The organism is Pseudomonas sp. HLS-6 TE3448 (assembly GCF_053629555.1).
The window spans coordinates 2,495,338-2,513,907 of the sequence record NZ_JBRJIO010000001.1 but is presented as its reverse complement, the minus strand read 5'-3'; the positions used below and the strand labels follow the sequence as shown (position 1 = coordinate 2,513,907).

Below are 18,570 nucleotides of genomic sequence, written 5' to 3'. Positions count from 1 at the left end.
TCCAGTACCGTGGCAAGCCGGCCCCCGTAGACAGTAAACGGGAGTCGGCACACGTGAGCGACCGTCGGCGCTGCTTTTCACCTGAGCCGGCTACTTGACCGGCCCCAGGTTGGCCTCACTCATGTCCAGCTCGCCCAATACCTGACGCAGTACGTCATCACCAATTTCATGATTGCGACGCAGGTTGTACAGCTCCAGCCGCTGCGCACGCAGAGCGCGCAAGCGCAGACGCCGCTCCAAATGGTCCATCTGCTCGGCCAACGCCTGTGCTTCGGCGCTGTCATTGAAGGTATCGAGCTGATGCCGATACTCCGCCATCAAACGCCCCTTGAGTTCTATCGCCAACGCCGCGTGATTGGCATCCTGCGCGGCATCCTGAGGCAGGCTTGATTCCACCGCCTCCTCTGCCTCCAGCGCATGAATGGCCGCCTCAGCCGTGCGCCGCCAGGCCTCCTTGGCCTCTTGGCGCAAGGTATCGTCCGGGCTTTTGGTCACACCGCGCAGCAGCACTGGCAAGGTAATGCAGGCCGAGATCAACGAAAGCAAAATCACTCCGGCAGCGATGAAGATCAGCAGGTCTCGCTCCGGGAAGGCTTTACCTGCGCTGATCAACAGCGGGACCGACATGACACCCGCCAGGGTCACCGCACCACGCACACCGCCCAGGGTCAACAGCCAGCACGAACGAGCGGTGGGCACCAGAACCAGGTCGTCCTTGCCCCGCCAGCGGCGAATCGCACCGATCAGGCGCCAGATGCTCTGCACCCATACAAAACGCAGTGCGATCAACACCAGGAAAATCGCCAGTACATCCAGGCAGCGCCACAGCAGGGTTGGCCACAGTGACGCTTCGTGACTGGTCACCGCCTTGACGATATCCGGCAACTGCAGGCCCAGCAGTAAGAAGATCAGACCATTGAAGGCGAACTCCAACAGCGACCAGACACTGCGATTGAGCAGGCGAGTACTGGTCTGACGTGGCAACAGATCAAGCCAGCTCTGCATCATGCCTGCCGCTACGGCAGACAGAATGCCCGAAGCCCCAAGACGCTCGGCCAACACGTAGGCGGCAAACGGCAGTAACAACATAAATACGACGTGGGTGGCCGGATCATCCCACCCCCGTGCAATCATCCAGGCACGCAAACGTCCGACCAGCCAGCTCAACGCCACGCCGATAGCCAGCCCGCCTACCGCAACCAAAACAAAGGTCAGGCTTGCTTCGGCCAGGGAAAATACCCCGGTAATGGCTGCTGCCAGGGCAAACTTGAAGGTCACCAGGCCCGAGGCATCGTTCATCAGGGCTTCGCCCTGAAGCATGTGCATCAAGGGTGTCGGCAGACGGTCCTGGGTAATGGCCGAAACGGCAACGGCATCAGTCGGCGACAGCACGGCCGCCAAGGCAAAGGCCACCGGCAGCGGAATACTCGGCAGAATCCAATGGATGAAGTAGCCCGCGCCGACGACGGTAAACAGCACCAGCCCGACCGCCAGGGTCAGGATTGGCCCTCGCAGGCGCCACAACTCGCGCTTGGGCATGCGCCAACCATCGGAAAACAATAGCGGCGGGAGGAACAAAAAGAGGAACAGCTCAGGGTCGAGGGCAACGTGAAGCCCCAGGGTTGGCCAGGCCAGCAAGGCTCCAGCGGCAATCTGTACCAACGGCAAAGGTAGCGGAACAAGCCTTCCGACCAACTTGGAAACGCTGACCAGCATCAGCAGAATTAAGACGGTATAGGCTGACTGCATGCGGCGTAATTCCTGTTCGATTTCAAAGCGTTCAATAGCGATAGGCATCCTGCGCCGGAAAACGCCATTGAAGCGACATATTAGCCGCTTAGGCTGCGCGCACACCGCTGCACAAAAGTCGCAAGCACTGCCGCAACCTGTAACACAATGCTACAAAGAACCATGACCAGCGCCACTCCCCGGTGTAGGTCGTGGCATAATCCGTCATCATTTTTTCCCAGGAGGGGCATGACTTGACTACGAGCGACACGCCATTGCGCCTTTACGGAATCAAGGCCTGCGACACCATGAAGAAAGCCCGTACCTGGCTCGAAGAAAATGCCATTGCCTACGACTTTCACGATTACAAGAGCCAGGGTATCGACCGCGAAAGCCTCGAACGCTGGTGTGACGAGCATGGCTGGCAGGTTGTCCTCAACCGTGCAGGCACGACGTTCCGCAAGCTCGACGACGCGCAGAAGGCCGACCTTGATCAGGCCAAGGCCGTCGCGTTGATGCTCGCCCAGCCCTCAATGATCAAACGCCCGGTACTCGACCTGGGTGAACGAACCCTGGTCGGCTTCAAGCCCGACCTTTACGCGGCCGCCCTGTCCTGACCGGCGCCACGCTTTCATTCAATTTCCCAAGAGGTAACCGCATGTCCACTACCCTGTTCAGCCTGGCCTTTGGTGTTGGCACCCAGAACCGCCAAGGCGCCTGGCTGGAAGTCTTCTACGCACAACCGCTGGTCAACCCGGCTGCCGAACTGATCGCGGCCATTGCCCCGATCCTCGGTTACGAAGGTGGCAACCAGGCCATTGCCTTCAACACCACCCAGGCCGCACAACTGGCCGAAGCGCTGAAAACCGTCGACGCCGCACAGGCCGCCCTGCTGACTCGCCTGGCAGAAAGCAGCAAGCCGCTGGTCGCCACCCTGCTGGCCGAAGACGGTGCCCTGACCTCCACGCCAGAAGCGTACCTGAAGCTGCACCTGCTCTCGCACCGTTTGGTCAAACCGCATGGCGTGAGCCTGGCCGGCATTTTCCCGCTGCTGCCGAACGTGGCCTGGACCAGCCAGGGCGCCATCGACCTGGCCGAGCTGGCCGAACTGCAACTGGAAGCACGCCTGAAGGGCGAGCTGCTGGAAGTCTTCTCGGTAGACAAGTTCCCGAAAATGACCGACTACGTCGTGCCGAGCGGTGTACGTATCGCCGACAGCGCACGGGTACGCCTGGGTGCTTACATCGGCGAAGGCACCACCATCATGCACGAAGGCTTCGTCAACTTTAACGCTGGCACCGAAGGCCCGGGCATGATCGAAGGCCGTGTTTCGGCAGGCGTATTCGTCGGCAAGGGCTCGGACCTGGGCGGCGGCTGCTCGACCATGGGCACCCTGTCGGGTGGCGGCAATATCGTGATCAAGGTCGGTGAAGGCTGCCTGATCGGCGCCAACGCCGGTATCGGTATTCCGCTGGGCGACCGCAATACCGTTGAAGCAGGCCTGTACATCACTGCTGGCACCAAGGTGGCCCTGCTTGACGAGCAGAACCAACTGGTCAAAGTGGTCAAGGCACGCGACCTGGCTGGCCAGCCAGACCTGCTGTTCCGTCGCAACTCGGTCAGCGGCGCAGTGGAGTGCAAGACCCACAAGTCGGCTATCGAGCTGAACGAAGCGCTGCACGCTCACAACTAAGTGGTACGATCGGGCTTGGCGCTTGCCAAGCCCGATGCCCAGAGCCCGACCATCATGTTCCTGCCTTCTCCATGGCGCGCTGACTTTCCGGCCATCGCTGCCCTGCAACGACAGCACCAGACCTATCTGGACAATGCTGCAACCACTCAGAAGCCTCAAGCCCTGCTCGATGCCCTGAGCCACTATTACAGTCACGGTGCTGCCAATGTTCACCGTGCCCAACACCTGCCCGGCGCGCTGGCGACACAAGCCTTTGAACGCACCCGGGAAAAGGTTGCCGGCTGGCTGAATGCCGCCAGCACCGACGAGATCATCTTCACCCACGGCGCCACTTCGGCACTGAATCTGCTGGCCTACGGCCTGGAAGCGCGCTTTCATCCCGGCGATGAGATCGCGGTCAGCGCCCTGGAGCACCATGCCAACCTGCTGCCCTGGCAGCAGTTGGCCCGGCGACGCGGCCTCACGCTGGTGATATTGCCCATCACCCCTGAGGGCTTCATCGATGTCGAGGCTGCGCTGCAGTTGATTGGCCCGCGCACACGCCTTGTCGCACTCAGTCAACTGTCGAATGTACTGGGTACCTGGCAACCCCTCGCGCCCTTGCTGGCCCATGCCCGGGCTCAAGGAGCACTGAGTGTGGTCGATGGCGCCCAGGGCGTGGTCCATGGGCGGCATGATGTCCAGCAACTGGGCTGTGACTTCTATGTCTTTTCCAGCCACAAGCTCTATGGCCCGGACGGTGTCGGCGTGCTTTACGGTCGGCACGAGGCACTGAACCTGCTGCAGCACTGGCAGTTCGGTGGCGAGATGGTGCAGTTGGCCGACTATCAAGAGGCCACGTTCCGCCCCGCCCCGCTGGGTTTTGAAGCGGGTACACCGCCGATAGCCGGCGTCATCGGCCTGGGCGCCAGCCTTGATTACCTGGCCAGCCTGGACCCGTCCGCCGTTGACGAACACGAGGCCACCCTGCACCGCCTGCTGCTACGCGGCCTGAACGACCGTGAAGGTGTGCGGGTGCTTGGTACGCCCGACATGGCAGTGGCCAGCTTCGTCATCGACGGTGTACACAGCGCCGATCTGGCCCACCTGTTGACCGAGCAGGGCGTCGCCGTACGTGCCGGCCACCACTGCGCCATGCCACTGCTGAAAAGCCTCGGCCTTGCAGGTGCGGTACGGGTGTCACTGGCCCTGTATAGCGATTCGGATGACCTGCAACGCTTCTTTGAAGCACTGGACCAGTCCCTGGAGCTGCTGCGATGACCCTGCCAATCGCTGCCCAAGAGGCACTTGATAGCTTTGAACAGGCCGCTGGCTGGGAGCAGCGTGCCCGCTTGCTGATGCAATGGGGCGAGCGCCTGCCAGCCTTGAGCAGTGACGAACAGTGCGAAGCCAACCGCGTGCATGGCTGTGAAAGCCAGGTGTGGTTGGTAGCCGAACAGCGCGCCGGGCACTGGCACTTTCGCGCCAGCAGCGATGCCCGGATGATCCGTGGCTTGCTCGCCCTGCTGCTGGTCCGGGTGGAAGGCCTGTCCAGCAGCGCCTTGCAACAGCTGGACCTGCCCGGCTGGTTCAACCAGTTGGGCCTGGGGCGACAACTATCGCCCTCGCGCAGCAACGGCCTCAATGCCGTGCTGCAACGTATGGCTCAGCTCGCCTCTGGCGCCTGAGCCGGCTTGCGCTCGGATGGGCGCCGGGTACCCGCCACCAGTTTGTCCAGTGCCTTGCTCGCCGCGACCATGCCGAAGGTCGCGGTGACCATCATGACCGCACCGAAGCCACCGGAGCAGTCCAGCTTGACCCCATCACCGACAAAGCTTTTCTGCAGGCAAACGCCGCCGTCCGGCTTCGGATAGCGCAGCTGCTCGGTGGAGAACACGCACGGCACGCTGTAGTTGCGGCTGACATTGCGCGAGAACCCATAATCACGGCGCAGTGTCGAACGCACACGCGAAGCCAATGGGTCGTTAAAGGTACGGTTCAGATCGGTGACCTGAACCTGGGTAGGGTCGATCTGCCCACCCGCGCCACCGGTGGTGATGATCGAGATCTTGCGACGTTTGCACCAGGCAATCAGTGCCGCCTTGGCCTGCACGGCGTCAATGCAGTCGATGACAAAATCCAGGTCTTCGGTGATGTACTGGGCGAGGGTTTCCTTGGTCACGAAGTCCGCCACCGCATGTACCGTGCATGCCGGGTTGATCGCCCTCAAGCGTTCGGCTGTGGCGTCCACCTTCGGTTTGCCGACATTGCCTTGCAGCGCATGCAGCTGACGGTTGGTATTACTGACACACACATCATCCAGGTCGAACAGCGAGATTTCACCTACCCCACTGCGGGCAATGGCTTCTGCCACCCATGAACCGACACCACCGATGCCGATGATCGCCACATGGGCGTCACGCAGGCGCTGCAGCCCCTCCAGCCCGTACAACCGGGCAACACCGGCAAAGCGTGGATCTTCTGTACTCATGGCCCTACCCCGAAAAAACCGGCGCGCATTATAGGCTGCTCTGCGTTCGATGCCATACCGTGCCTGACCGACAGCCAAGAGAGCCGATTGGTCATACCGGTTGCAATGCTGCTTTAATGTCCAGCGTACCCCCAAGTCTTGGACGACAATTGCACGGGCGTCAGAACTAAAGCTGCTAATGAAAATCCAAGTTGATACCTGCCTGTATTGCACTGCAGGTAACGATCAGGATTTGCGCTGTAAGGCGCTTGCCCGTTCCACCCTTTGGAACCCGAACTACCTATGTCATCGCGTAAATTTGGTCTTAACCTGGTCATCGTCGTGGCAATCGCCGCGCTGTTCACCGGGTTCTGGGCGCTGATCAACCGCCCGGTTTCCACACCCAACTGGCCGGAGCAGATTTCCGGCTTCTCCTACTCGCCTTTCCGCCTGGGGCAAAGCCCGCAGAAAGGGCAATACCCAACCACTGACGAGATGCGCCAGGACCTGGAGCAGCTGAGCAAGCTGACCGACAGTATCCGTATCTATACCGTGGACGGCACCCAGGACCAGATTCCGGCACTGGCCGAGGAGTTTGGCCTGCGAGTAACGCTGGGGGTATGGATCAGCCCCGACCAGGAGCGTAACGAACGGGAAATCCAGCGTGCCATCGAACTGGCCAACAGCTCACGCAGCGTAGTGAGGGTAATGGTTGGTAACGAAGCCCTGTTCCGCAAGGAGATCACCCCCGAAGCGCTGATGCAATACCTGGATCGGGTGCGCGCAGCCGTCAAGGTACCGGTCACAACCTCTGAACAATGGCACATCTGGAAAGAACACCCCGAACTGGCCAAGCACGTCGATCTGGTGGCGGCGCACATCCTGCCGTACTGGGAATTCATCCCGATGCAGGACGCCGGCCAATTCGTTCTCGACCGTGCCCGCGACCTCAAGCGCCTGTTCCCGAAAAAGCCACTGCTGCTCTCGGAAGTCGGCTGGCCGAGCAATGGCCGTATGCGTGGTGGTGCTGAAGCAACCCAGGCCGATCAGGCCATCTACCTGCGCACACTGGTCAACAAACTGAACCGCCAGGGTTACAACTACTTCGTCATCGAAGCCTACGACCAACCCTGGAAAGCCAGTGACGAAGGTTCGGTCGGCGCGTACTGGGGCGTATTCAACGCGGCTCGCCAACAGAAGTTCAACTTTGAAGGCCCAGTGGTCGCGATCCCACAATGGCGCTTGTTGGCCATCAGTTCCGTGGTCCTGGCGATGCTCTCGCTGGCCCTGCTGCTGATCGACGGCTCGGCCTTGCGTCAGCGCGGCCGTACCTTCCTGACCTTCATCGCCTTCCTGTGCGGTTCGGTACTGGTCTGGATCGGCTACGACTACAGCCAACAGTACAGCACCTGGTTCAGCCTGACGGTGGGCTTCCTGCTTGCCCTCGGGGCACTCGGCGTCTTCATCGTGCTGCTGACCGAGGCTCATGAACTGGCCGAAGCCGTGTGGATACACAAGCGGCGTCGCGAGTTCCTTCCGGTACAGGCCGACAGCGCCTACCGCCCCAAGGTTTCGGTCCATGTGCCCTGCTACAACGAGCCGCCGGAAATGGTCAAACAGACCCTCGACGCGCTGGCCGCACTGGATTATCCGGACTACGAAGTCCTGATCATCGACAACAACACCAAGGACCCCGCGGTCTGGGAGCCGATCAAGGCCCACTGCGAACTGCTCGGCGAGCGCTTCAAGTTCTTCCACGTCGCACCACTGGCCGGTTTCAAGGGCGGGGCATTGAACTACCTCATCCCGCATACGGCCAAGGACGCCGAAGTGATCGCAGTGATCGACTCGGACTACTGCGTCGACCGCAACTGGCTCAAACACATGGTGCCACATTTCGCCGACCCGAAAATCGCCGTGGTGCAATCGCCACAGGACTACCGCGACCAGTATGAAAGCACCTTCAAGAAGCTCTGCTACTCGGAGTACAAGGGCTTCTTCCATATCGGCATGGTGACCCGCAACGACCGTGACGCGATCATCCAGCATGGCACCATGACCATGACCCGCCGCTCGGTGCTCGAAGAACTGGGCTGGGCCGACTGGTGTATCTGTGAGGATGCCGAGCTGGGCCTGCGCGTGTTCGAAAAAGGCTATTCGGCGGCTTATGCCCACAACAGCTACGGCAAGGGCCTGATGCCCGACACCTTCATCGACTTCAAGAAGCAGCGCTTCCGTTGGGCCTATGGCGCGATTCAGATCATCAAGCGGCACGCTGCAAGCCTGTTGCGCGGCAAGGACACCGAGCTGACACGCGGCCAGCGCTACCACTTCCTGGCCGGCTGGCTGCCATGGATCGCCGACGGCATGAACATTTTCTTCACCGTCGGGGCACTGCTCTGGTCGGCAGCGATGATCATCGTGCCGCAGCGGGTCGACCCGCCGCTGATGATTTTCGCCATCCCGCCACTGGCATTGTTCGTGTTCAAGGTCGGCAAGATCGTGTTCCTCTATCGCCGCGCAGTCGGGGTGAACCTCAAGGATGCCTTCGCTGCGGCGCTGGCTGGCCTGGCCCTGTCGCACACCATTGCCAAGGCGGTGCTGTACGGCTTCTTCACCAGCAGCATTCCGTTCTTCCGCACCCCGAAAAACGCCGACAGCCATGGTCTGCTGGTGGCGATTTCCGAGGCGCGCGAAGAGCTGTTCATCATGCTCCTGCTCTGGGGTGCCGCGGCCGGTATCTACCTGGTTCAAGGCATGCCGAGCGCCGACATGCGTTTCTGGGTGGCCATGCTGTTGGTGCAGTCGCTGCCCTACCTGGCCGCACTGATCATGGCGATGCTGTCGTCGCTGCCGAAACCGTCGAATGAGGTACAGCCGGCCACCGCCGGATAAAATCTGCACAACCTCTAAACGGCGGCCTTGGGCCGCCGTTTTTGCTATAAGATAACGCCCCTAATTTTGTGCCTTGCCTTGCTTCCGGAGTCTTTCATGACGGCCCCAGCCGACCTCTCGCCTACCCTTGAACTGGCCTGCGACCTGATCCGTCGGCCCTCGGTGACCCCGCTCGACGCCGACTGCCAGAAACAGATGATGCAGCGCCTGGGCGATGCCGGCTTCATGCTGGAGCCAATGCGTATCGAAGACGTCGACAACTTCTGGGCCACCCACGGCACTCAGGACGGCCCGGTATTGTGCTTTGCCGGTCATACCGACGTAGTGCCTACCGGCCCGGTACAGGCCTGGCAGAACGATCCGTTTGAAGCGCTGATCGACGAAAACGGCATGCTCTGCGGCCGCGGCGCAGCCGACATGAAGGGCAGCCTGGCCGCCATGGTCGTGGCCACCGAGCGTTTCGTGGCCGACTACCCCAACCATCGCGGCAAGGTTGCGTTCCTGATCACCAGCGACGAAGAAGGCCCGGCCCACCATGGCACCAAAGCGGTGATCGAACGCCTGGCCGCCCGTCAGGAGCGCCTGGACTGGTGCATCGTCGGCGAACCGTCGAGCACCACCCTGGTGGGTGATGTGGTCAAGAACGGTCGACGTGGCTCCCTCGGCGCGAAGCTGACCGTACGCGGCAAACAAGGCCATGTGGCCTACCCGCACCTGGCGAAGAACCCGATCCACCTGGCTGCCCCGGCATTGGCCGAACTGGCCGCCGAGCACTGGGACGAAGGCAACGCCTTCTTCCCGCCGACCAGTTTCCAGATCTCCAACCTCAACTCCGGCACCGGCGCCACCAACGTCGTACCTGGCGAACTGACCGCCCTGTTCAACTTCCGCTTCTCCACCGAGTCGACCGTCGAAGGCCTGCAGCAGCGCGTCGCGGCCATCCTCGACAAGCACCAGTTGGACTGGGATGTGGAATGGGCGCTGTCAGGCCTGCCGTTCCTGACCGAACCGGGCGAACTGCTCGATGCGGTATCGGCGAGCATCAAGGCCGTCACTGGCCGCGAGACCCAGCCGTCGACCAGCGGCGGTACCTCCGATGGCCGCTTCATCGCGACCCTCGGTACTCAGGTCGTCGAACTGGGCCCGGTCAATGCCACTATTCACCAGGTCAACGAGCGTATCCTGGCCAGCGATCTCGATGTGCTGACCGAGATCTACTACCAGACCCTGACCCGGCTGCTTGCCTGATGCTCATCTGCCCTCTTTGCAGTGCGCCACTGGCCAGCGTCGATAATGGCGTTGCCTGCCCCGCAGGTCATCGTTTCGACCGTGCTCGTCAGGGCTACCTGAACCTGCTGCCAGTGCAGCACAAGAACAGCCGTGACCCGGGCGACAACCAGGCCATGGTCGAGGCGCGTCGGGATTTTCTCAGCGCAGGCCACTACGCTCCGGTTGCACACCGCCTGGCCGAACTGGCCGCTGAGCGTGCACCTCAGCGCTGGCTGGACATCGGCTGTGGCGAAGGCTACTACACCGCGCAGATCGCCGAAGCCCTGCCTGCGGCCGAAGGCTATGCCCTGGACATCTCCCGGGAAGCGGTCAAGCGTGCCTGCCGGCGTAGCCCCGCAGTCACCTGGCTGGTCGCGAGCATGGCCCGGATACCGCTGGCCGATGCCAGTTGCGGCTTTCTGGCCAGCGTCTTCAGCCCGCTGGACTGGCAAGAGGCGAAACGCCTGCTGGTGCCGGGGGGTGGCCTGATGCGTATCGGCCCGACCCGTGAGCACCTGATGGAGCTGCGCCAGCGCCTGTACGATGAGGTGCGCGACTACTCCGATGATAAACACTTGGCGCTGGTCCCCGAGGGAATGATTCATGATCACAGCGAAACCCTGACCTTTCGCCTGACCCTGGACACCCCAAAGGCACGTGCCGACCTGCTGGCCATGACCCCTCATGGCTGGCGTGCCAGCGCAGAAAAACGCACCGCGGTCATCGACCAGGCCGAGCCCTTTGAGGTGACGGTGTCCATGCGTTACGACTATTTTGTACGGCAAGGCTGAGCCGAACCTGGAGGATTGCCCCATGCGTCAACCCGATATCGAGATTTACCTCAAGGATGCGGACGTCGACCACAAAGCCATTGCTGCCTGGCTAAGCGAAGCCCTCGGCCCATGCACTGAGTGGGTGCAGAAAGGCCAGACCTGGAAATGCAAGGCTGGAAACGTGCCTGTGACCTGGCTGCCGAAAGCCGTTGGCAAATGGAACAGCCTGTACCTGGAAAGCGACCAGACCCCGTGGGAAGACGACATTGCCTGCGCGCGTGCAGCATTTGCCGTGCTGAATGTCGAAGTACGCTGCGCACCGGGCAGTTGGGTAGAAGAAGAAGGCGAGGAAGACGCCGATCGCTGGATTCGCATCAGTGCCGACGGTGAAGAGGAAATCACCTGGCGCACGCAGTAATCCGCACTCTCGAAAAGGCCCGTCCCGGTCGTCCGGCGACGGGCCTTTTCGTTCAAGGCCTAGAGACCAACCACGTCTTCAGCCTGAAGGCCTTTCTGGCCCTCTACCAATGCGTACTCCACTCGCTGCCCCTCGCTCAGGGTGCGATGCCCCTCGCCACGAATCGCACGGTAATGAACAAATACATCGGCACCGCCTTCACGCTGAATGAAGCCATAACCTTTGGCGTCATTGAACCACTTCACGTTCCCAGTCTCACGAGACGACATCTTTACTACTCCGGTTTTTTATTTTGGAATCGCCGTGCAGGCAGGGGTCACCACCCTCTACCGACGCAGCTTGCAACAAAAAACTTGCAAGCGGCGGACCGAGTATAAGGCAGCCTTCAAAGAATTTTTATGACCTGAGTGCTTTTTGCTGAACTTGCGCAGATACGGCACACTAACCTGCTTGAATTCAATATCCAGAGCAGAGCCTGTATGACCCGTTCACCTTTGCACCGCCTGATTTTTGGTGCTCTGCGCCGCCTGCTGTACCTATGGGTTCGCTCCGAGACAATCAACCAGTCGTCTTTCACCTTGAACCTGGACCGCAGTCGCCCGGTGTTCTATGCCCTGCAATCACCGTCGCTGGCCGACCTGGCCGTGCTGGACAGTGAATGCACCAAAGCCGGGCTGCCACGCCCCGTGTTACCCGTTTCACTCGGTAACCTCGAAGAACCGGCCGCTTTCTTCTATTTGACCCCAGACCCGGACTGGCTCGGCCGGCATGACAAACGCGGCGCACCACCAACGCTGGCTCGGTTGGTCAACGCGGTCAGCCTGCATGATGAAAACGATGCACAGATCATCCCGGTCAGTGTGTTCTGGGGCCAGTCACCAGCCAGTGAATCGAGCCCGTGGAAATTGCTGTTCGCCGACAGCTGGGCCGTGACCGGGCGCCTGCGCAAGCTGCTGAGCATTCTGATCCTGGGGCGCAAGACCCGCGTGCAGTTCTCCGCACCGATCCATCTGCGCGAACTGGTGCAACACGAAAAAGGGCAGGCGCGCACGGTACGCATGGCCCAACGCCTGCTACGGGTTCATTTTCGCAACCTCAAGACAGCCGTCATCGGCCCGGACATTTCTCACCGGCGCAACCTGGTCAAGGGCCTGATCCACGACCCGTTGGTACGCCAGGCCATCGCCGAGGAAGCCGAACGCGAGAACATCCCGCTGACCAAGGCCGAAGCCCAGGCACTGCGCTATGGCAACGAAATCGCCTCGGACTACACCTACACCGCCATTCGCTTCCTTGAGGTGGTGCTCAGTTGGTTCTGGAACAAGATCTACGATGGCATCAAGGTCAACCACATCGAGCAGGTGCAAGGTATCGCACCGGGACATGAGGTGATCTACGTCCCCTGCCATCGCAGCCACATCGACTACCTGCTGCTGTCGTACCTGCTGTTCCGCAATGGCCTGACCCCGCCGCATGTTGCCGCCGGCATCAACCTGAACATGCCCGTCATTGGTAGCCTGCTACGCCGAGGCGGTGCATTCTTCATGCGCCGTACGTTCAAGGGCAACCCGCTGTACACCGCCGTGTTCAACGAATACCTGCACACCCTATTCAGCAAAGGCTTCCCCGTGGAGTACTTCGTCGAAGGCGGACGCTCGCGAACCGGGCGCATGTTACAACCCAAAACCGGGATGCTGGCAATTACCCTGCGCAGCTTCCTGCGTTCCTCACGCACGCCTATTGTCTTCGTACCGGTGTACATCGGCTACGAACGCGTCCTGGAGGGGCGTACCTACCTGGGTGAACTGCGCGGTGCGAGCAAGAAGAAAGAGTCGATTTTCGATATCTTCAAGGTCTTCGGTGCCCTCAAACAGCGCTTTGGCCAAGTGTCGGTCAACTTCGGCGCCCCCATTCGCCTGGCCAGTTTCCTCGACGCGCAGCAGCCCGGCTGGCGCGAGCATGAGCATGGACCCCAGTTCCGCCCGGCCTGGCTCAACCAGACCACCTCACGCCTGGGCGAGACAGTCGCCCGGCACTTGAACGAAGCGGCGGCAATCAACCCGGTCAACCTGGTAGCCCTGGCCCTGCTGTCGACCAGCAAGCTGGCCCTCGACGAACGTGCCCTGGCACGCGTGCTGGACCTGTACCTTACACTGCTGCGGCAAGTGCCCTACTCACCGCACACGACGCTGCCAGAGGGTGACGGCCTGGCGCTGATCGCCCACGTCAGGGATATGGACATGCTTGCTGAACAGCGTGATGCGCTGGGCAAGGTCCTCTACCTGGATGAGCAGAACGCCATCCTGATGACCTACTACCGCAACAACGTCCTGCACATTGTTGCCCTGCCCGCACTGCTGGCGAGCTTCTTCCAGAGCAGCTCGCGGATGAGCCGCGACTTGATCCTGCAATACGTACGGGCACTGTACCCGTACCTGCAATCCGAGTTGTTTATCCGCTGGTCGCTGGACGAACTGGACGCGGTGGTTGACCAATGGCTGCAGGCGTTTGTCGACCAAGGCCTGCTGCGCTTTGAAAATGGCGTCTACCTGCGCCCTGCCCCGAGTTCGCGCCAATTCGTGCTGCTGACCCTGCTGGCCCGGGCCATTACCCAGACCCTGCAGCGCTTCTACATGGCCACCGCCCTGCTGCTCAATAGCGGCCAACACAGCCTCAGCGCCGAAGCACTGGAAGACCTTTGCGTGGTCATGGCCCAGCGGCTGTCGATCCTGCACGGGCTCAATGCCCCGGAGTTCTTCGATAAAAGCCTGTTCCGCCACTTCATTCAAACCCTGATCGAACAGGGAGTTCTGCGCCCCGATACCGCTGGCAAACTGGGATACCACGAAAAACTCAGTGAGTTGGCAGAGGGGGCGGCCAAGCGTGTGCTCTCGGCGGAGGTGCGCCTGTCAATCCGTCAGGTGGCCCTGCATCGCAATGACGATAACCCCGAAACGACGACATGAACCCTACGTGGTCTTGCCCGGAGCACGACCACGAAACAACGTGGGCGCCGACGTCACGGCGCCTTCGATAAGGAGATCCTGATGAAAAAATTGACCCTGGCCCTGATCGGAAGCCTGCTGGCAGCGTGCAGCAGTACGCCCCCACCCCCCAAGGCCAGCCTGGACGGCGAAGTGTTCTACCTTCAGCGTATCGCCCTGCCTCCAAGCGCCACCCTGAGTGTCAGCCTGCAAGATGTCTCCCTGGCTGACGCGCCAGCCGTCACGCTGGCCAGGCAGAGCGGCCCGGTAAACGGTCAGGTTCCGCTGCCGTTCCACCTCACCTACGACCCGAGCCAGGTCAAACCAGGCCACCGCTATGCCGTCAGCGCACGTATCGAGCTGGACGGTAAACTGATGTTCATCAACACCGAACAGCATGCCGTGCAACTTGATGGCCACGACCCGCAACCCGTGCGCATCAAGGTCGACGCGATTCGCTGATTTCCCCCTTCGTTCCCAGAAAAGGATGCTGCCATGTTTCGCCCCGTTCTCACCTTTACCAGCCTGTGTGCAGGCCTGCTGCTCTCGGCCAGCGCCATGGCCCTGTCGTTGAGCGATCTCTCGCAACAGGATGCCAGCGGTGGCCTCAAGGATGCATTGACCCAAGGCGCCCAGATTGCCGTCAAGCAACTGGGTACCCCAGGTGGTTTCAGCAACAACCCGGATGTACGCATCGAGCTGCCTGGCAACCTTGGCAAGGCCGCCAAAACGATGAGGAAATTCGGCATGGGCGCCGAGGTTGACCAACTGGAAACCAGCATGAACAAAGCCGCCGAGGCGGCCGTACCGCAAGCTCAGGCACTGCTGGTGGATGCCGTGAAGAAAATGACCGTGGCCGATGCCAAGAGCATTCTCAGCGGCGGCAACGACTCGGCGACGCAGTACCTGAACAAGACCAGCCGTGAACAGATCCGCGCCAAGTTCCTGCCAATCGTCAAGCAGGCTACCGACCAGGTTGGCCTGGCGCAGCAGTACAACAGCTTCGCCGGCCAGGCTGCGAGCCTGGGTGTACTGGACTCGAAAAATGCCAACGTCGAGAACTACGTGACCGAGCAAGCGCTCAATGGCCTGTTCGAGATGATCGGCAAGCAGGAAGCCAGCATTCGTGAAAACCCGGCCGGTGCGGCCACCAGCCTGGCGAAGAAGGTGTTTGGCGCGCTCTGACACGGCAGGGGTCGCCACATAAGGCATGACACCCCATACCATCGCGGGCAAGATCCGCTCCCACACATGTTGCGCACTGTGGGGGTGGCTTGCCCGCGATGCCGGTCTCTAGGGTTTCTTGACCCTGAACCAGGCCGCATACAGAGCTGGCAGGAACAACAGGGTCAACACCGTCGCGACGATCAGGCCGCCCATGATGGCTACCGCCATCGGCCCAAAAAACACACTGCGCGACAGTGGGATCATGGCCAACACCGCCGCCAACGCCGTCAACACAATCGGCCGGAAACGCCGTACCGTGGCTTCGATGATCGCCTGCCAACGGTCAAGCCCTGCGGCAATGTCCTGCTCGATCTGGTCCACCAGGATCACCGAGTTGCGCATGATCATCCCTGATAACGCAATGGTGCCAAGCATCGCGACGAAGCCGAACGGCTGTCGGAACACCAACAGGAACAAGGTCACGCCGATTACGCCCAACGGGGCCGTCAGGAACACCATCACCGTGCGCGAGAAGCTGCGCAACTGCAGCATCAGCAAGGTCAGCACCACCACGATGAACAACGGGAAACCGGCTTTCACCGAGTTTTGCCCTCGCGTGGAATCCTCGACCGTACCGCCCACTTCCAGCAAGTAGCCATCCGGCAGTTGCGCACGCACGCTCTCAAGTGTTGGCAGGATCTGTTGAACCAGGGTCACCGGCTGCTCCTTGCCGTAAATATCGGCGCGCACGGTGACCGTCGGCAGTCGGTTACGGTGCCAGATCACCCCTTCCTCAAAACCGTATTCCAAGGTCGCGATCTGCGACAGTGCAACGCTGCGGCCGCTATCAGTCGGTACCGCGAGGCTAGGCAGGTTCGCAAGCTCACGCCGTTCCTGTAGCGTGCCACGCAGCAGTATCTCGATCAGCTCATTGTCTTCCCGGTACTGGCTAACCCCTGAACCGCTCAGGGTGCTTTGCAGGAATTGGGCGAGGTTGGCCGTGCTCACGCCGAGTGCACGTGCTCGGTCCTGATCGATGATCAGGTGAACCACCTTGCTTGGCTCTTCCCAGTCCAGGTGCACGTTAGCCACATGGGGGTTCTCGTGGACCTTGGCCGCAACCTTGCGCGCCAACGCTCGCACGACCTCAATGTGCTCCCCCGTGACCCGGAACTGCACCGGATAGCCCACCGGCGGCCCGTTTTCCAGCCGAGTGACACGCGAGCGCAGTTGCGGGAACTGTTCGTTCAGGTTTTCGATCAACCAGCTACGCAGCGCCTCACGGTCTTCGATGGTCTTGGCCAGCACCACGAACTGGGCAAAACTCGCTGCGGGCAGTTGCTGATCCAGGGGCAGGTAGAAGCGTGGCGAACCGGTGCCGACATACGCCACATAGTTTTCAATATCAGGACGCGCCTTGAGCATCGCCTCCAGCCGCTCGACCTGCTCAGCGGTATTGCTCAGCGAGGCGCCTTCAGCCAGTTTCAGGTCAACCATCAACTCCAGACGCCCGGAAGCCGGGAAAAATTGCTGAGGGACGAAACGGAATAATAGGATGCTCGCGATGAACATGCCGATGGTGAGCACAATGACTGTCTTACGCCGCCGCACACACCATGCCACCACTCGCCGAACCCGTTGATAGAACGGCGTGCCATAGGGGTCAGGCGCGTTGCCGTTCGTACCGTGTTTAGCCGCATGCAGCTTGGCCAGGTCCGGTAACAGCCGTTCGCCCAGGTAAGGCACAAACACCACCGCGACAATCCAGGACGCCAACAACGCAATCGTCACCACCTGAAAGATAGAGCGGGTGTACTCGCCAGTACCTGACTGCGCTGTTGCGATCGGCAGGAAGCCTGCCGCAGTGATCAGCGTGCCGGTGAGCATCGGAAATGCCGTGCTGGTCCAGGCAAAGCTGGCGGCCTTGAAGCGGTCAAAGCCCTGCTCCATCTTGATCGCCATCATCTCTACCGCAATGATCGCATCGTCCACCAGTAACCCCAGCGCCAGTACCAGCGCCCCCAGGGAGATCTTGTGCAGACCGATGCCCAGGTAGTACATGGTGGCAAAGGTCATTGCCAGTACCACTGGAATCGCCAGCGCGACCACCAGCCCGGTGCGCAGGCCCAGGGAAAAGAAACTCACCAGCAAGACCACGGCCAAGGCTTCGACCAGTACGTTGACAAACTCACCGACACCGGTCTTCACCGCCGCAGGTTGGTCAGACACCTTGCGCAGCTCCATGCCGGCAGGCAGGTTGCGGGTAATCCGCGAAAACTCGGTTTCCAGTGCCTTGCCCAACACCAGAATATCGCCACCGGGCTTCATCGACACCGCCAGACCGATGGCGTCCTCGCCCATGAAACGCATACGTGGCGCGGGCGGGTCGTTGAAGCCACGACGCACGTCGGCGACATCGGCGATGCGGAAGGTGCGGTTATCGACACGAATGGGAAACTGCTCGATTTGCTCAACCGTCTCGAACTGACCACTGACGCGCAGTTGCAAACGCTCGGTGGGCGTTTCAAAGAAGCCCGCCGTGCTGACCGTATTCTGCTCTTCCAGTGCTTGCTGCACCGCCGCCAATGGCAAGCCAAGGGTAGCCAGCTTGACGTTCGACAGTTCGATCCAGATTTTCTCGTCCTGCAGCCCCAGCAGCTCGACCTTGCCCACATCATTGACCCGTTGCAGTTGGACCTGCACACGGTCGGCGTAGTCCTTAAGCACGGCATAATCGAAGCCTTTGCCTGTCAGGGCGTAGATATTGCCGAACGTGGTACCGAATTCATCATTGAAAAACGGCCCCTGAATGCCCGGTGGCAAGGTGTGTCGGATGTCCGCGACTTTCTTGCGCAACTGGTACCACAACTCAGGGATCTCGTCCGAGTGCATGGAGTCCCGGGCCATAAAGGTGACTTGCGATTCGCCGGGGCGGGAGAACGACACGATGCGTTCGTACTCGCCGGTTTCCATCAGCGTTTTTTCAATACGTTCGGTCACCTGGCGCGACACTTCCTCGGCACTCGCGCCAGGCCAAAGGGTACGAACCACCATGGCCTTGAAGGTAAATGGCGGGTCTTCACTCTGGCCGAGTTTTGTATACGACAATGCGCCGACTATGGCGACCAACAACATCAGGAACAGGACGATCTGGCGATTACGCAACGCCCATGCAGAAAGGTTGAAACCCATCA

General features: G+C 60.9%; 15 protein-coding genes. 11 read left to right on the top strand and 4 right to left on the bottom strand.

The genetic code is table 11. From position 1 onward, the window contains the following. Positions 1-90 precede the first annotated feature (90 nt). Entirely contained in the window at positions 91-1,749 is a 1,659-nt protein-coding gene (locus AB7M23_RS11580) for a Na+/H+ antiporter (RefSeq protein ID WP_102052911.1), read from the bottom strand. Between the two features lie 254 nt (positions 1,750-2,003). Here AB7M23_RS11580 and AB7M23_RS11575 point away from each other — a divergent pair, with 254 nt between their 5' ends. From AB7M23_RS11575 to AB7M23_RS11560, 4 genes are read left to right on the top strand one after another with little or no spacing between them, the layout of a single operon-like run. Next, positions 2,004-2,345: an ArsC family reductase gene (locus AB7M23_RS11575; protein ID WP_256587616.1), complete on the top strand. Its 342-nt coding sequence runs from the start codon at positions 2,004-2,006 to the stop codon at positions 2,343-2,345. A gap of 41 nt (positions 2,346-2,386) precedes the next feature. Continuing rightward, the gene (gene dapD / locus AB7M23_RS11570) at positions 2,387-3,421 is read left to right on the top strand and encodes a 2,3,4,5-tetrahydropyridine-2,6-dicarboxylate N-succinyltransferase (protein ID WP_454240875.1); all 1,035 of its coding nucleotides are present in this window, start codon (positions 2,387-2,389) and stop codon (positions 3,419-3,421) included. Between the two features lie 54 nt (positions 3,422-3,475). Beyond that, the gene (locus AB7M23_RS11565) at positions 3,476-4,681 is read left to right on the top strand and encodes an aminotransferase class V-fold PLP-dependent enzyme (protein WP_454242169.1); all 1,206 of its coding nucleotides are present in this window, start codon (positions 3,476-3,478) and stop codon (positions 4,679-4,681) included. Continuing rightward, positions 4,678-5,088, top strand: a complete 411-nt coding sequence (locus AB7M23_RS11560; protein ID WP_330522081.1) for a SufE family protein — start codon at positions 4,678-4,680, stop codon at positions 5,086-5,088. The genes AB7M23_RS11565 and AB7M23_RS11560 overlap by 4 nt, the downstream gene beginning before the upstream one ends. Here the strand turns inward: AB7M23_RS11560 and tcdA are convergent. Beyond that, positions 5,067-5,891, bottom strand: a complete 825-nt coding sequence (gene tcdA / locus AB7M23_RS11555; RefSeq protein WP_454240874.1) for a tRNA cyclic N6-threonylcarbamoyladenosine(37) synthase TcdA — start codon at positions 5,889-5,891, stop codon at positions 5,067-5,069. The two genes, AB7M23_RS11560 and tcdA, sit on opposite strands and share 22 nt — an antisense overlap. 282 nt (positions 5,892-6,173) lie before the next feature. Here tcdA and AB7M23_RS11550 point away from each other — a divergent pair, with 282 nt between their 5' ends. From AB7M23_RS11550 to AB7M23_RS11535, 4 genes are all read left to right on the top strand, one after another. Further along, positions 6,174-8,765 (top strand): glycosyltransferase, encoded by a 2,592-nt coding sequence (locus AB7M23_RS11550; protein ID WP_330522080.1) that lies wholly within the window; start codon positions 6,174-6,176, stop codon positions 8,763-8,765. 96 nt (positions 8,766-8,861) lie between these two features. Next, on the top strand, positions 8,862-10,013 hold the full coding sequence (gene dapE / locus AB7M23_RS11545) for a succinyl-diaminopimelate desuccinylase (RefSeq protein ID WP_099773705.1): 1,152 nt from the start codon (positions 8,862-8,864) through the stop codon (positions 10,011-10,013). After that, positions 10,013-10,825 carry a putative RNA methyltransferase gene (locus tag AB7M23_RS11540; protein WP_454240873.1) on the top strand — a complete coding sequence of 271 codons (813 nt, stop codon included), beginning with the start codon at positions 10,013-10,015 and terminating at the stop codon, positions 10,823-10,825. The genes dapE and AB7M23_RS11540 overlap by 1 nt, the downstream gene beginning before the upstream one ends. A 22-nt stretch (positions 10,826-10,847) precedes the next feature. Next, positions 10,848-11,225 carry a hypothetical protein gene (locus tag AB7M23_RS11535; protein ID WP_099773703.1) on the top strand — a complete coding sequence of 126 codons (378 nt, stop codon included), beginning with the start codon at positions 10,848-10,850 and terminating at the stop codon, positions 11,223-11,225. 59 nt (positions 11,226-11,284) lie between these two features. Here AB7M23_RS11535 and AB7M23_RS11530 read toward each other — a convergent pair whose 3' ends face one another. Next, positions 11,285-11,494: a cold-shock protein gene (locus tag AB7M23_RS11530; RefSeq protein ID WP_099773702.1), complete on the bottom strand. Its 210-nt coding sequence runs from the start codon at positions 11,492-11,494 to the stop codon at positions 11,285-11,287. A 210-nt stretch (positions 11,495-11,704) separates the two neighbouring features. Between AB7M23_RS11530 and plsB the strand changes: the two genes are divergently transcribed. The 3 genes from plsB to AB7M23_RS11515 all read left to right on the top strand — a co-directional run bounded on the left by plsB (position 11,705) and on the right by AB7M23_RS11515 (position 15,394). Next, positions 11,705-14,191 carry a glycerol-3-phosphate 1-O-acyltransferase PlsB gene (gene plsB / locus AB7M23_RS11525; protein WP_454240872.1) on the top strand — a complete coding sequence of 829 codons (2,487 nt, stop codon included), beginning with the start codon at positions 11,705-11,707 and terminating at the stop codon, positions 14,189-14,191. A gap of 81 nt (positions 14,192-14,272) precedes the next feature. Further along, positions 14,273-14,671 carry a YbaY family lipoprotein gene (locus AB7M23_RS11520; protein ID WP_454240871.1) on the top strand — a complete coding sequence of 133 codons (399 nt, stop codon included), beginning with the start codon at positions 14,273-14,275 and terminating at the stop codon, positions 14,669-14,671. A gap of 33 nt (positions 14,672-14,704) precedes the next feature. Further along, positions 14,705-15,394 (top strand): DUF4197 domain-containing protein, encoded by a 690-nt coding sequence (locus AB7M23_RS11515; protein WP_102052879.1) that lies wholly within the window; start codon positions 14,705-14,707, stop codon positions 15,392-15,394. A 108-nt stretch (positions 15,395-15,502) separates the two neighbouring features. Here the strand turns inward: AB7M23_RS11515 and AB7M23_RS11510 are convergent, their stop codons facing one another. Then, on the bottom strand, positions 15,503-18,568 hold the full coding sequence (locus AB7M23_RS11510) for an efflux RND transporter permease subunit (protein ID WP_454240870.1): 3,066 nt from the start codon (positions 18,566-18,568) through the stop codon (positions 15,503-15,505). Positions 18,569-18,570 lie beyond the last annotated feature (2 nt).